The organism is Microbulbifer sp. MKSA007 (assembly GCA_032615215.1).
In the GTDB taxonomy this organism is placed as follows: Bacteria; Pseudomonadota; Gammaproteobacteria; order Pseudomonadales; family Cellvibrionaceae; genus Microbulbifer.
This window is the reverse complement of sequence record CP128431.1, coordinates 134,572-147,873: the sequence shown is the minus strand read 5'-3', so window position 1 is coordinate 147,873 and position 13,302 is coordinate 134,572. Positions and strand designations below refer to the sequence as shown.

The following is a 13,302-nucleotide window of genomic DNA, read 5'->3' as shown; positions in this document are numbered from 1 at the left end:
TGAAGGCGCTGTCTCGTCGAACCAGTGAACGCAACAAAACAATCACTGGAGATGAGGATGAACGTTCACACCACCATCAATCACTATGAGAGCGGTGCGCAGATTATGGCAGCCCTTCAGGGCGTGGAAGAGGTTATTGCTGCAACAGGATTTGATGAAAAGCTGCATCACCTCATCCTGCTGCGCGCCTCTCAGATCAACGGCTGTGGGTTCTGTGTGAAGATGCACACCCGCGATGCACGCAAGGCGGGGGAAACCAATCACCGTCTGGACCATCTCATCATCTGGCGTCATAGCGATGACTTTTCTGAAAAAGAGAAGCTGGCGTTTGAATGGACCGAAGCTCTGACAGAACTAAACAAGGAAGATCAGCTTCCACGTCTTCGCCAGGAGCTGAAAAAGCATTACAGTGATCAGGAAATTTCCACGATGACGGCCATGGTTGGCATGATCAACCTTTGGAACCGGATTGCAATATCGAACCATTGATCATGACATCAGATAAATCACTTTGTGCATTTGAAAAGGCCAGACCCATGCTGATGGGGCTGGCTTACCGCTTGTTGGGCTCCACGGCAGAAGCCGAGGACGTGGTGCAGGAAACTTATCTCAGCTGGTCAGCGGCCAATCATGATGACATCTCCAATGCGGAGGCATGGCTTACCACCGTTTGCACGCGCAAAGCGCTTGATCATCTCAAATCAGCGCGTAAAAAACGTGAAAATTACGTTGGTATGTGGCTGCCGGAGCCTTTGCACACCACAACACAGGACACACCCGAGGATCGGGTAGAACTCTCCGAGAGTCTCACCATGGCGTTCCTGCTGGTGATGGAACGGCTCGCCCCAAAAGAGCGCGCTGCCTTTTTACTGCGTGAGGTGTTCTCCTCCAGTTATGAGGAAGTCGCAGATATTCTGGAGGTCACTCCGGCCAGTTGCCGCAAGCTGGTTTCACGGGCCAAAGCCAACATCCAGCAAAAATCTCAGCGGTTTGTTGCACCTGCCGAAAAACAGCGCGAAATGGTTCATGCATTCCAATCTGCGCTGGAAACAGGTGAGACCTCTCAGCTGTCTCAATTGCTGGCTGCCGATGTGGCGCTCCTTTCTGATGGTGGCGGTAAGGTCAATGCTATTCCAAAACCACTTGTGGGGCTGGAGCAGGTGCTTGGCTTTATCGACAAGGCCATCTCGCCAGCTGCAAGCAGTGGCAGAGCCTGGGTGGAAGAACTCAATGCCTGTCTGTCTCTGGTGACAGTCGATGGCGGCGGCATCGTCACAACCTTCACCTTTGGCTATGATGAGGAGATGAAGGTCAACGCCATCTACGCGCAGCGCAATCCGGATAAGCTGTCTGCAGTCAATTGAAGTGAAGGCAGGTCACCTAAAGCCTGCCTTGCATTCAGTGCGAGAACCTTCCAAACTGCCCGCTGATGTTTTGGAGGGGAACTCATGTCAGTCGAGATGATATTTGCGCTTGTGATTGCAACAGCTGCTCTGGTGGCCATTCCGGGCCCTAATGTTGCGCTCATTGCTGCCAATACCATCAGCCATGGGTTCCGCTTTGGCGCTGTGACTGTTCTTGGAACGACCCTCGGTGTTGCCATCCAGCTCAGCATCGTCGTGCTTGGGTTTACAGCTCTTTTGACGTTTGTGGCAGATGCCTTCTTGTGGGTGAAGTGGGCTGGTGCTGCTTACCTGATCTATCTTGGCATCAAATCATGGTGTGAACGGGCGGATATGCTGGAGAATGCCGAAGCCAGCGCAACGCCTTTGCGCTGTCTCTTCTGGCAGGGCATGCTGCTTGCCATGATCAACCCGAAGACACTCGTCTTCAGCGCAGCCTTTCTGCCTCAGTTCGTCAGCGACCAGAGCGCAACCTACGCATTGGCTCAGCCTGCACTGATCTATCTGCTTGTTATCCTTGGCGGAGACCTGTGTTGGGCTGCGCTTGCCCGCTCAGCAACACCGCTCTTCAAAAGCATTGGCCACCTGCGCCACAAACTTACGGGCACGCTCTTTATCGGTTCTGGCATCGGCCTCGCGTTGGCACGGATTGAGCGGTGAGGCTCCACTTCCGCTTATTGCAGAAGTAGAGCTAGCTTGCGTACGATTTACTGGTTAAGCCATTTTGGTTTATCGCGACATTCATCATCTGTAAGATGGACACCTACGATGTGGTCATCATTGAAAGTAGCGGGATTGTTACGTGCAATATCGGCAATTTGGTTTGCGAATGCCCGTGCTGGATTTGCAACTGCTGGATTATCATTTACGCTGACATGACCCTGAGGGATTGCCGGTGGGTTTTGATCAAAAGTCGCGTCAAATCCTGGGAATTGATTAATCGCGGATTGATTGCCAACAACTGGGATTGGATTGGTAGTATCCAACATCAGTGCACAGTTGAAATTCTGTGGTGCTGCCATGATCTGTGCCATGTCTTTGTTGAAAGAGAGGCCTCCTCCTCCGAAATTAAAGCGATTTTCTCTGAGGTCCAAGACACCGTGTCCACCCTCTAGTAATCCACGATAGATTGCTTCACTCGTAGCGGGCTGTGTGAAGAATGCACTAGCTGCTATAAAAGCGCATAGACTAAATGTGAGATGTTTTTTGCTTTTCATTATGTCCTCATTTTTGGTTGTTTGCAGAAAGGAGGACGATTTACGAACCAGAGTGTGAGTTTTTTAGAACCTAGGCCTCCCGCCAACGGGGATAATCTCACGCGATAACGGGTGATAGGGCTCTCCAGTCCATTCTCCCAGCCAGTCTGTGACATGCAATCTCGCATCTGTCATCAACTGCGCCAGTTTCTTCTGTGAGGTGTATTTGAGCTGGGAAGGTGCGCTGAAAATCTCTCCTGTCTCTAGTGACTTGTAAGCATTGATAAAGCTGAGGATCTGTTCTGCCTCATCATACTCCGAGATGTTCCAGCTCTCGATAGGCCCTAGTTTCGAATGCATGGACTGAGATAGCGTTTCTTGTTTGCTGCGGGTCTTCCTGCCCGGAAAGTCCGGATTGCGGGTATCGAAGACAAACTGACCTGTTGGGCTCAGGTGCTTTGCAATGCAGGATAGTGCTGCGCGCTGGTCTTCTTCTGTCAGGAAAAACTGGAAGGAATGCCCCGTCAGGCAAATGAGATCAAAGGTCTCGCTCAGATCAAATGAGCGGGCATCACCTTCTACCCATGTCACCTGCTCTCCACCGGGACGAGTGCGAGCGATATCCAGCATTGCTCCGGCTGGATCGAGCCCAACAACGCGGCGCCCCTTCACCAGCTGTACTGTGAGCTCTCCAGTGCCACAGCCCAGATCAAGGACTGACTGGGCGTTGCGAGCAAGTGATTTACAAAACATATGGTCCTGCCGATCGCGTGGTGTCAGTTCATAAAACTGTGCGACAGCAGGGTCCGTGAAGATATTGCGCGTATTCATTTTTAAAACAGCTTTCTCAGAGAATGCCAGCAGCATAGGCGCAGATCCGCACCAAGACAAATGGGGGTAGAGCAGACCCCATCTCGACGGAGTGCCAACTGTTCAGGGCTGTAGGATCGCATTACTCTTATCTGGATGAATCAGTTTCGGCGCGCGACCTTGGCCCGCCGCTTGGCTTGCAATAGCAGAGAAAGGCACTTACATGGCGAACCCGCTTTATGATCGTTTGTTCGGCATCCATGCATCCAAAAACAAGCCTTTTCTGTATTTGCCCGATGGAACAACCATCTCATACGCGCAGTTTCTTGAGATGACAGCACAGCTTGCCCATGCGCTCGTCAAGCATGGGTTGCAGCCGGGCGATCGCGTAGCCATGCAAACAGAAAAAACACCACAAGCGCTGGCGCTTTATGCCGCTTGCGTTCAGGCTGGCCTGATCTTTCTGCCGTTGAATATCGCCTACACCGTCGAGGAGCTTTCCTACTTCCTCGATAACAGCGGTGCATCGGTGGTTGTCTGTGATGGTGCTAAAGCGGAGAAACTACAGATACTTGCTGATGAGCTCGGTGTGGTCTTGCGCACGCTCAATGCAGATGGCACCGGCATGCTGATGGATGAAGCCAATAACCAGCCGACAACATTTCAAACAGTAGACCGAGACCTACAGGATCTGGCCGCCTTCCTATACACCTCAGGCACCACGGGTCGTTCCAAAGGGGCCATGCTGACGCAAGATAACTTGCTTTCCAACGCAGATACTCTTGTTGAGTACTGGCGCTTTTCTGAGAAAGATGTGTTGCTGCATGCACTGCCGATTTTCCATACACACGGCCTGTTTGTCGCGACCAATGTGATTTTGGCCGTTGGTGGCTCTATGATCTTCCTGCCTAAGTTCAATCTGGATAAGATCATCGAAAAGCTGCCGGATGCGACCTCCATGATGGGTGTGCCAACGTTCTACACCCGATTGCTCGCAGATGAACGCTTCACCAAAGACCTGACAAGCCACATACGGCTTTTCACCTCCGGCAGTGCGCCTTTGTTGGCGGAAACCCATCGCCAGTTTGAAGACCGCACAAATCACCGCATTCTTGAACGCTATGGCATGACAGAAACCAACATGAGCACCTCCAATCCCTATGATGGGGAACGGCGGGCAGGCACTGTCGGCTTCCCTCTGCCGGGTGTGGAGTTGAAGATCACGGATCCCGAAAGCGGTACTGAGCTAGAGCAAGGTGCCATTGGGGTTATCGAAGTGCGCGGAAGAAACGTCTTCAAAGGCTACTGGCAGATGACGGAGAAAACTGCCGCAGAACTGCGGGAGGATGGCTTTTTCATCACGGGCGATATGGGCAAGGTGGATGAGGATGGTTACGTCCACATTGTTGGCCGCAACAAAGACCTCATCATCTCAGGCGGTTACAACATCTACCCGAAAGAAATCGAACTCCTGCTGGATGAGCAACCCGGTGTTTTGGAAAGCGCCGTGATCGGCGTACCCCACGCAGACTTCGGCGAAGCCCCATTGGGCATTCTCGTCGCCGAAAAAGGCCAGACACCAGATTTAGACGCGATCATGACAATCGTCAAAGACCACCTCGCCCGCTTCAAACACCCCCAAAAGCTGCTAGTGGTAAACGAACTCCCCCGCAACACCATGGGCAAAGTCCAGAAGAATGTTCTGAGGGAGCGATTTAGCGAGCCTGTTTAGGTGGATTGAGCGGCGTACTTTATCGCCGCTCAACACTGTTCAACTGCGGTTCAAAGAGCCTCCAGAAAATTCACCAGATCCTCAATCTCGGTCCTGTTCAGCCTCAATGGCTGCAATAGGTTGGAGTGCTTGGGGAACAGCGGATCAGATGCTTCTTTCTTGGTGCGTGGCCGCTCGCGACCGCCGCCGAAGTTGTAAAGCAACACCACTTTCCGTAGTGAGGAGATGACTCCGTTGTGCATGTAAGGTGCGCTGTTACGGATATGGCGCAGACTAGGTGTTGCAAAGGCTCCAACGTCTTTCGGGTCATTGGTGACCTGATAGCGCCCTAAATCCTCCAGTGGCTTACCGAAGTAAGTCAGGCCAAGGTTGTGGAACTTGCCGTCTGTCAGGGCTGGTCCGTTGTGGCAGTTCATACAGCGGGCTTTAGTGCGAAACAGATGCAGGCCGCGGATCTGGCTGTCGCTCAACACGCTGTGGCGACCTTCCATAAACAGATCCAGCCGTGTTTTCCGCTCCAGCCCGCGTTCAAAAGAGGCTAGCGCGATTGCCAGAAGATCCGCTGAGATTTGGTTAGCTGCAAAAGCATCAAAGAACATCTCGGGATAGACGTCATGGGTGTTCAACTGTTTAAGAACTTTATCAAGTTCAGCTGCCATCTCAATCGGATTTTCAATTGGCCCGAGTGCCTGTTCCTCCAGCGTTGCAGCGCGGCCATCCCAAAAGAGGGAAGGGCGATGCACCGCAGTAATCACCGCCGGTGCATTTCGGTTGCCCCTTTGGCGATCATGTCCAAACGAAGTTTTGACGCCATCTGCCCACCCAAGTTCCCTGTTGTGGCAACTCTGACAAGAAATCTGTCCGCTCTTGGAAAGGATTGGATCATCAAACAGCTTTGCGCCAAGCGCATTAATCAGATGCTCTTTCGAACCTTTGTCAGGCCTCTTGGGCAGCTGAAGCGGAGCCATCTCGCGCCACTCAACACCTTCATCGATGGTTGGTGCAGGCCATTCTGATACCGGCTTTTGATAGATGGTCCGAAGCGGCTCCTCAGAAGGAGTTTGCGCGAAAACAGTACCCGCAGCAGGCAACAGGAGCATCGCTGCACAAACCGCAGCAGCCACTCTGGAAACAGTGATCTTCTTAAGCATGTTACTTTGCTTTTATTGTCATGAAAAAGAAAAGGGCCAGCTCCCCGGCCCAAACTTTAGAAGCTCGTCTTCAACCCCAACCAGAACTGACGACCTTTTTTGAAGGGATTTGTGTCTGACGCAGTCGCATTCCCGGTCTCGTTGAAGACGTTATTTACCTTCGCGGTAACAATCGTTTCTCCAAATTCGGTCTTGGCAAGTTGGTAGGATGCACCAGCGTTTACATAGGTTGTGAAGTCATAACGGTGGTCAACGTAGACATCATGCTTCTGCTCTGTGCCATCGACTTCAATATCGATATTTTCCTTGCTGTCGATGACACCGTCATAGGGGAGAGTAAATGAAGCGCTGCTCCAGAGTTTCAGGCGATTATCGAGCAATCCAGCCTGTAAACGAAGGCCCCCCGTATTGGGATGTCCAAATTGCCTTTTACCCCATCAAATCCAGATTCTGTGTAAGACTTACCCTTGTAGTAAATGTAGTCTTCTAACTCGACTTCTTCGAAGTAGCTATTATTCGTGACATGACGTTTCGCCCATGAAGCGCTGACACTGAAACCAAGCGTGTTGAGCGGTCCGAATGAAAGATCGCTCCAGGTCTTAGCGTACTCAACTGAAACACTGTCGTACTTACTTGAACCATCATTAGTCAAAGCATCACCAGCTTCATTTTTTGCGAAGCGATCTTCACCCTTTCGATGTAAGTACTTGATGCGAAACACACCATCAATAAGTGGATCTGTTACACTTGCACCAATCGTGTACTCATCGTTGTAGGGTGTCCTCAGGCCGAAACTTGCGTAGTCAATAGCCGTTTTGCTACTTCTGTAATACCAACCGCCTTCAGCGTCTAACTCGTTGCTAATATTGCCATTTTCAATATTTCGCCAATGGGTTATACTTTTGCTGTCGCCAGACTTTAGAGCATATCCAAGCATGCTGTCGTCATAGTAACGATTAAAGCCACCTGAGATAACGACACGATCAGTTGCTTCCCATGACGCCTTTAAACGTGGAGCAACATTCACATTATTTAAAAAGTTTTCGTAATCCAACCGCACCCCAGGCCGGAACTGGAAGTTGCCATAGTTGAGTTCAGTTTCAGCCCACAGATTCACTTCAGTTAATGCAACGTTGGTTTCGTACGTGGAGTAAGTAACACGAGAACGAGCATACATTTCATCATTCCAGCAAGCTGGGTCATCTGATGAAACACAGTCAAACGTGCCTGTTTGGGATGACGAGTAGAACGTCAACTCTGTTGGCCGCTCGCGACGAGCGAAGATACGATTGACGCCAGCACCTGCCGAGAACTTATGCTCAAGCCAATCCCCATCAACACTGAAACTTGAACCCAAGCTTGTTTCTGATTGAGTTTTTTCACCCAGTCCTCCGTAGTAGCAGCCGATGTAACTTTCACCAGGGAGTTCACGACAAACATCACTCAACCCATCGACGAAATCACCATTTCTAGGCTTTGCTGTCAGCGCATAAAACTCATTGTTTTTGTCAATGCTTCCCTTCTTGGAGGTGTTGATGAAGAACTTTGAGTCAAAGTTCAGGTTGCTAATTGCGCCCAGATCACCGAAGTCTTTTTGGAAGCTAAGTTGAGTAGAAGACCCGTCGCCGGTAATCTCAGCCGGCTCGTCCATTAAATAGCGATGAGATTCAAACTCTTGATCGTAAAGCGTTGTAGTGTTCGTAACGGATAACTCTCCCCAGTCCCGATCTAGCTTCAGCTTGTTTAGGAAAGTCATAGAATGCGTGTTTGTTGAAACGTCTTTTTGTTCAACAAATTGAGGCTCTCGTTCGCGTGTTGTGTTGGCGTATCGGTTAGAGAAGCTAGAAAGAATTGATAACCCATCTGCAATTGGTCCGCTTACTCCGATTGATCCGTTAAGTTTAAGGAACTCGTAGGGCTTAACATCATAAGGGTTTTCGCCATCATCAGTCGCAATTTTAAACTTAGCTAATGTGTCTGCTGTGCCCTCAATAGATGCAAAGCCTGACCAACGATCTGTAGTAGGATTGATTGTTTCTGCTTCAATGACGCCTCCTTGAAAACCGCCATAACGTGCAGAAATATCGCTATCTTGGACGGTGAGGGTCTGTACGACTGCATCTGGGATATAGACTGTTTGAGAGTGCAACCCATAGGTTGCTTTTAAGTCGATAATCTTTTCGTCAAGGGGAAGGTCTGCTTTATCGTCATATCCTGCTCCACGAGAGTTAATGCCAATTCCATCAAGCATAAAAAGATTTGCGTCTACATCTGCACCCGAAATGGAATACTGACCCGGACGCAAATCTTGCTCACTGGTTGAGCTATCTCCAGCATCTGTTGTCGTGTCATTTTGCCACTGAACATTCGGAAGTGTCTTGAGCTGGGAGTTGATATCGCCGCCTGCATCTCCTCCGGTTTCAATAAGGCTGCGGCTGATCGTTGTTTTGCCGATAGCACTGGGGTCTCCGTCCCCGAATAGGCTCTCTGTATTGGAAGGATTGGTGTTGGCATAAACGACAACCTCATCCAGCAACTCGCTGTCAGGAGAGGCATCTGCATTGCTTCCGAAAGGGAGCAATGCGACAGAGGTGGATGAGCGTTTGCGAAGCTGCAAGCCGGTGCCGCTGATTAGCTTTCTCAATGCAGCTTCTGGCGACATGTTACCAGAGACGCCAGAAGAACGTTTGCCAGCAACCGCATCACTGGAGTAACTGATCTGCCAGCCGGTCGTTGCGATGAACTCTCTGATCGCTGAGGAAAGCGGCTGTGCGCTGATCGAAAATGAAACAGACTGTTCTTGAGCGATTGCTGCAACATGTTGGTTGAAAACGACTGAACTAGTCGTAAGCGCAGAGCAACCCAAAAGAGCAGTAACCAGAAGATGTGAAACAGATTTTCCGTTTAATCGCTGGGTATTTTTCTTTCCCAGAATATCAGCGAGCAAGTGCATATTGTCCCAACTTTTTGCCGTGCAGTTCACTCAGCGATGCGTCAAATATCGCCATCTAAAAAGAACGACGTTTGAAACATTCCAATCCGGCAAAAAAAAGTTGAGTATTTAGTTCATGAAATAAATTCCAGTTGGCAATTGATAAAGTTTCGCACCTGCTGCGAGGGCGAGTGTCTCAATAGCTTCAACTAGATTGTCTGTTTTAAAATAACCACTTACCCGTATGTCACGAAGAGCAGACGAGGTAATGAAAATGGAGCTGTTGTAGTATCGTTCAATTTCTTCAACTGCCTTTGAAAGGGGGACATCCTCAAGCACCAGCCGGCCCTCTCGCCAAGCCAGAACTTCAGCTGGATTAATCTCTGTGCTCTCTCCAATTCCTTTTGAGGAGATGCGGCTCAACTCCCCCGGCTTCAGCTCTCTGGCTGTATCTGCATCATTTGCCCGTGTGAGTTCCACACGACCTCTCTCCAACACCACTCGGTCTTCAGTCTTGCTTGTCAGCACCGAAAAGGCGGTGCCGAGAACTGTCACTTCTCCATAACCACCGGTGACCTGAAACGGTCTTTGAGCATCATACAAGACATCAAAATAGGCTTCTCCGCGAAGAACGTGAACGCGGCGTTGTGTACCTTCAAAATCCAGCGCAACAGCTGTTTCGCTGTTCATGAGCATAGAAGAGCCATCCGGCAGAGAAATCTGTCGCATTTGTGCAGATTGAGTCGTGTAATCAGCCTGCAAATAGATCCACCAATCAGAAAATTGTGTCGCTCCGACCATCAAAGTGAAAGCAGCTGCTATTCCAACCAGCCTTCGGAAAGCCTTCCGCGGATGAGTTTCCGTCGCGGGTCGACGAGCTGAAACTGTCTTCAACTCCTGCACCGCCTTCTTAAAGGCTGATGCTCCCCAAATCTCTTCCAGTCTGGTGAACTCCTGGCGATGTCGCTCACTGGTGTTGAACCAGGCTGAGAACTGTTTCCTTTGATTTTCGGAGGCATCTTCTTGCAGCTTTAGAAACCAGTTCAGTGCTTCATCAGCAACGGGATCAGGGTGCCTGAAAACTCTGGCTTCTTGGTCGTCTTTGGTGTTGTTATCTTGGAACGTGTTCATAAGAAACTGCTTGAAATAATTATTGTTTTAGGTTCGGAAAAATTTTATTTTCGCTCAAGCCGATGGAGTGCATCCCGGCAATGAGCCATGGCCAACTTTAGATCGTTGAACACGGTTCGTTCAGAAACATCCAGATGCTTGGCAATTCTGTGATTTGGCCATTCTTCTATACGGCTTAAAACGATGACCGTTTGCGCCCGTGACGGAAGACAGGAAAGCGCGCTATGAAACTCCCTAAAACGCTCACGTTCTATCAAAGCATTTTCCAGGGAGTAGACATCTGCAGGAATGCTATCCAAAGCGTCCGGCGCACCGTTATCCATCTCGTAGGTTTGGCGTGTTTTGCTTCGGCGCAGATGGTCTAATGCAAGATTTCGGGCAGTCTGATGCAAAAAGCCTTCAACATGACTGATCTGCTGTGATTCTGAAGTTCTTTGTGCTCGGAGATAGGCTTCCTGAGAAAGGTCCTCAGCAATGCCGGGATCCTTCACAATACGCAAAATACTGCCAATCAACGAGCGACGCTCGTTCATAAAGATCGAAGCTAAGGTCGGCGACATCTTTAACTACCCGAAGAAGATTAAGTTTACTCCTCGGGCGTCGGCTAAAGGATTGAGCGCTGTATAACACAACACCACCCTCAGGGAAGTCCCTTACAGCACACCAACTACGGAAACTCCCTCAATATTTGGCGAGTGAAATGCCGCCACGCCTCAACACCTTCCGCATATCAACCTTCTCGAAGCTTGTCTTGAGAGTTGCGTCATAGCGGGCTTCGCGGTGGTACTCGTGGTAGCCGAGGTGTTGGTAGAGGGTGAGGGCTCTTGTGTTTTGGGCGGTGACGGTGATGAGTGCGTGGGAGTTGGTGATTTGGGCTTCTAGTGAACGCAGGAGGACGGTGCCGAGGCCCTGGCCTTCGAAGGTGGGAGCGATCCAGAGGTCGGTGATGCGGTTGTCGGCGTGTTCTCTGGCGCCGAAGCCTGCGAGTTGGTTGCCGATCTGCGCGACCAGCACGTTCGCATGGCATGCCTTCAGGAAAGGCAGGAAGGGATTGCTGACCTCAAACTCCTTCGCGATGTGAGCGGGCACGAGCGGTTTGATGCCTTTGCGCCAGGCTGTCAGCCCGATTGCAGAAAGGGGCTCTGCGTCTTCAGCAGTTGCTGGCCTGATGGTCAGAGTGGATGAAGAGGCGTAAGAGACAACCATGGTAATCGGGAAAGGTCTATTGGCGCTCGCTTAGTTGGCGCGGTTGAAGCTCTGGAAGCCTTTGCAGGCTTTGGGGCTTTGGGCATTGGGTTGGCTGAGTTCGCCGCAGGTCTTCCTCGTCACCGATGAAACGCAGGCAATCGCTTGTCTTTTTTGAGCGTTGGAGGTGGCCTCACTGGCGAAGTCGGCTTTGATCACGGCGCACGCCTGATTGACGCTGTTGTTAATGGCCGTTGCCGTGGGGTGCTGCTTTGAGGATGCATCAATACCCATCTGCTCAAAAGCGCAAGCCTTCAGCTTCTCGCACATGTTGGCGATTGCTGCGTTGAGGTCAGAGGTCATTCCCGCAGTTGCAACGCTGGATGAGGCAAGCAGAAGAGAAGCAGCAAGGCATAGATTTTTCATCGCAGACTCAAGTTTGCATTGGTCACCTAAGCATTTTGAGTTGCTGACATGACCAACACAATCACCAAGATCTGCTGGCTTTACCCTCAGGGTTTTGCCATGTTCCGCGTAATTCCGCCGTCATCTTTACGCACCTTCCCTCCGTCCCAAAGAAGGCACTGCGACCTCACCGGAGGATGGAAACCTTGCCGCGCAGGATGTCGAAGAACATCACGAAATCACCGAGAAGGCTGTAGAACGGGAACTTGAATGTGGCTGGCTTGTTCTTTTCAAAAAAGAAATGCCCAATCCATGCAAAGCCGTAGCCAACCACGGGTACGGCGAGCAGCCACGTCCAGAGGCCGAATGTAAGGATGTAGGCGACCAGCCCAAGCACAAGGGCCGTTCCGGTGAAGTGCAGGCGGCGGCTGACCACGTTCTGGTGCTCCGCCAAATAAAACGGATAGAACTCTTTGAAACTGCCAAACTGCTGGTTATGGCTGTTGTTGGCTTCACTCATTGCATTATCCCCCTTAATCTGCCGATAGTACGTTAACAGCACTGCGGCCTGACGCGTGATGAACAATCGCGCGCGTTCTCCCAATCCTGCCTCTTTTTCCGGAAGAAGCATAGACCTGACCAATCTACGCATGGCGCGGGCGTGTTCGCGATAGCGCTGTGTCGGGTTCTGGCCCTTGCCGCGCTGTTCCATGGTGATGTTGGTGTGGTTTTGGCCGCGCACCAGCAAAGCGGATTGGTTGTCCGCCCGCACATTGCTTTTGGCCGCCACATAGCGAATGGCAAAGCCGATACGCCGGTCATCCGTGGTGTTGGCGTCCGAGCCATGCACAAGCTGGAAATGATGCAAAGACATCTCTCCGGGCTTCAGCTCCATGTAGATCTGACGTTCCGGTTCCAGCTCCTCAACCGGAATTTCCTGTCCGCGGGTGAGCAGGTTGTCTTTGGCGTAGGTGTTGATTTGCGTGCGGATGGATTTGTGGCTGCCCGGTTCCACCTTCATCACGCCAGACTGAGCCGTCGCAGGGCTGAGCGCAACCCAGGCGGTGACCACATCATCCGCGTCCACACCCCAATACGCTGCATCCTGATGCATGGAGACGTAGGATTTGCTGCCCGCTTCCTTGGTGAACAGGTTGGTCATCAGGCACAGGATGTCCGGGCCGATCAGCTGTTCAACCGCATCCAGAATAACTGGATGGTGCACCAACTCGTCCGCCCAGTCATACAGCAGATAGGATTTGTTGCACTGGGCCTTGTCGAGCGGATGGCCTTGTAGCTTTTCAACGGCCTCCAGTTCTGCACGCATGCGGATGGCGTCGTCTGATCCCAACACCTT

14 protein-coding genes and 1 pseudogene are annotated in these 13,302 nt (G+C 51.0%); 4 read left to right on the top strand and 11 right to left on the bottom strand.

Going from position 1 to position 13,302, the window contains the following annotated elements; genetic code table 11:
• Positions 1–57 precede the first annotated feature (57 nt).
• From QT397_00540 to QT397_00530, 3 genes are all read left to right on the top strand, one after another.
• The gene (locus QT397_00540; protein WNZ53893.1) at positions 58–489 is read left to right on the top strand and encodes a carboxymuconolactone decarboxylase family protein; all 432 of its coding nucleotides are present in this window, start codon (positions 58–60) and stop codon (positions 487–489) included.
• A gap of 2 nt (positions 490–491) precedes the next feature.
• Positions 492–1,364, top strand: coding sequence for an RNA polymerase sigma-70 factor (locus tag QT397_00535; protein WNZ53892.1), 873 nt, complete (start codon positions 492–494; stop codon positions 1,362–1,364).
• Between the two features lie 84 nt (positions 1,365–1,448).
• The gene (locus QT397_00530; protein WNZ53891.1) at positions 1,449–2,063 is read left to right on the top strand and encodes a LysE family translocator; all 615 of its coding nucleotides are present in this window, start codon (positions 1,449–1,451) and stop codon (positions 2,061–2,063) included.
• 47 nt (positions 2,064–2,110) lie between these two features.
• On the opposite strand, the gene QT397_00525 is transcribed toward QT397_00530, so the two are convergent.
• Both QT397_00525 and QT397_00520 read right to left on the bottom strand, forming a co-directional pair.
• Positions 2,111–2,620: a hypothetical protein gene (locus QT397_00525; protein ID WNZ53890.1), complete on the bottom strand. Its 510-nt coding sequence runs from the start codon at positions 2,618–2,620 to the stop codon at positions 2,111–2,113.
• A gap of 63 nt (positions 2,621–2,683) precedes the next feature.
• Positions 2,684–3,466, bottom strand: a complete 783-nt coding sequence (locus QT397_00520; protein WNZ53889.1) for a class I SAM-dependent methyltransferase — start codon at positions 3,464–3,466, stop codon at positions 2,684–2,686.
• Positions 3,467–3,632: 166 nt separating this feature from the next.
• Here QT397_00520 and QT397_00515 point away from each other — a divergent pair, with 166 nt between their 5' ends.
• Positions 3,633–5,141 carry a malonyl-CoA synthase gene (locus tag QT397_00515; protein ID WNZ53888.1) on the top strand — a complete coding sequence of 503 codons (1,509 nt, stop codon included), beginning with the start codon at positions 3,633–3,635 and terminating at the stop codon, positions 5,139–5,141.
• 50 nt (positions 5,142–5,191) lie between these two features.
• Here the strand turns inward: QT397_00515 and QT397_00510 are convergent, their stop codons facing one another.
• From QT397_00510 to QT397_00470, 9 genes and pseudogenes are all read right to left on the bottom strand, one after another.
• Positions 5,192–6,292, bottom strand: a complete 1,101-nt coding sequence (locus QT397_00510) for a cytochrome c peroxidase (GenBank protein ID WNZ53887.1) — start codon at positions 6,290–6,292, stop codon at positions 5,192–5,194.
• Positions 6,293–6,348: 56 nt separating this feature from the next.
• Positions 6,349–6,672, bottom strand: coding sequence for a TonB-dependent receptor (locus QT397_00505; protein ID WNZ53886.1), 324 nt, complete (start codon positions 6,670–6,672; stop codon positions 6,349–6,351).
• Positions 6,654–9,239 (bottom strand): secretin and TonB N-terminal domain-containing protein, encoded by a 2,586-nt coding sequence (locus QT397_00500; GenBank protein WNZ53885.1) that lies wholly within the window; start codon positions 9,237–9,239, stop codon positions 6,654–6,656. The genes QT397_00505 and QT397_00500 overlap by 19 nt, the downstream gene beginning before the upstream one ends.
• Before the next feature lie 114 nt (positions 9,240–9,353).
• Complete coding sequence (locus QT397_00495) at positions 9,354–10,355, bottom strand: FecR family protein (protein ID WNZ53884.1); 1,002 nt, start codon at positions 10,353–10,355, stop codon at positions 9,354–9,356.
• Between the two features lie 44 nt (positions 10,356–10,399).
• A complete protein-coding gene (locus QT397_00490) occupies positions 10,400–10,915 on the bottom strand; it encodes an RNA polymerase sigma factor (GenBank protein ID WNZ53883.1) in 516 nt (171 codons plus the stop codon).
• Positions 10,916–11,036: 121 nt separating this feature from the next.
• A complete protein-coding gene (locus tag QT397_00485) occupies positions 11,037–11,561 on the bottom strand; it encodes an N-acetyltransferase (protein ID WNZ53882.1) in 525 nt (174 codons plus the stop codon).
• A gap of 30 nt (positions 11,562–11,591) precedes the next feature.
• Positions 11,592–11,966 carry a hypothetical protein gene (locus QT397_00480; protein WNZ53881.1) on the bottom strand — a complete coding sequence of 125 codons (375 nt, stop codon included), beginning with the start codon at positions 11,964–11,966 and terminating at the stop codon, positions 11,592–11,594.
• A 166-nt stretch (positions 11,967–12,132) separates the two neighbouring features.
• Positions 12,133–12,465, bottom strand: a complete 333-nt coding sequence (locus tag QT397_00475; protein ID WNZ53970.1) for a DUF962 domain-containing protein — start codon at positions 12,463–12,465, stop codon at positions 12,133–12,135.
• A 300-nt stretch (positions 12,466–12,765) separates the two neighbouring features.
• Positions 12,766–13,272 (bottom strand): annotated as a pseudogene (locus QT397_00470) (phytanoyl-CoA dioxygenase family protein).
• Between the last annotated feature and the right edge of the window lie 30 nt (positions 13,273–13,302).

Excerpts from the sequence above, each read along its gene's own strand:
- QT397_00510 (WNZ53887.1), bottom strand. The coding sequence starts at position 6,292 with ATGCTTAAGAAGATCACTGTTTCCAGAGTGGCTGCTGCGGTTTGTGCA.
- QT397_00495 (WNZ53884.1), bottom strand. The coding sequence starts at position 10,355 with ATGAACACGTTCCAAGATAACAACACCAAAGACGACCAAGAAGCCAGA.
- QT397_00525 (WNZ53890.1), bottom strand. The coding sequence starts at position 2,620 with ATGAAAAGCAAAAAACATCTCACATTTAGTCTATGCGCTTTTATAGCA.
- QT397_00480 (WNZ53881.1), bottom strand. The coding sequence starts at position 11,966 with ATGAAAAATCTATGCCTTGCTGCTTCTCTTCTGCTTGCCTCATCCAGC.
- QT397_00490 (WNZ53883.1), bottom strand. The coding sequence starts at position 10,915 with ATGTCGCCGACCTTAGCTTCGATCTTTATGAACGAGCGTCGCTCGTTG.
- QT397_00535 (WNZ53892.1), top strand. The coding sequence starts at position 492 with ATGACATCAGATAAATCACTTTGTGCATTTGAAAAGGCCAGACCCATG.
- QT397_00515 (WNZ53888.1), top strand. The coding sequence starts at position 3,633 with ATGGCGAACCCGCTTTATGATCGTTTGTTCGGCATCCATGCATCCAAA.
- QT397_00540 (WNZ53893.1), top strand. The coding sequence starts at position 58 with ATGAACGTTCACACCACCATCAATCACTATGAGAGCGGTGCGCAGATT.
- QT397_00475 (WNZ53970.1), bottom strand. The coding sequence starts at position 12,465 with ATGAGTGAAGCCAACAACAGCCATAACCAGCAGTTTGGCAGTTTCAAA.
- QT397_00530 (WNZ53891.1), top strand. The coding sequence starts at position 1,449 with ATGTCAGTCGAGATGATATTTGCGCTTGTGATTGCAACAGCTGCTCTG.
- QT397_00520 (WNZ53889.1), bottom strand. The coding sequence starts at position 3,466 with ATGCTGCTGGCATTCTCTGAGAAAGCTGTTTTAAAAATGAATACGCGC.
- QT397_00485 (WNZ53882.1), bottom strand. The coding sequence starts at position 11,561 with ATGGTTGTCTCTTACGCCTCTTCATCCACTCTGACCATCAGGCCAGCA.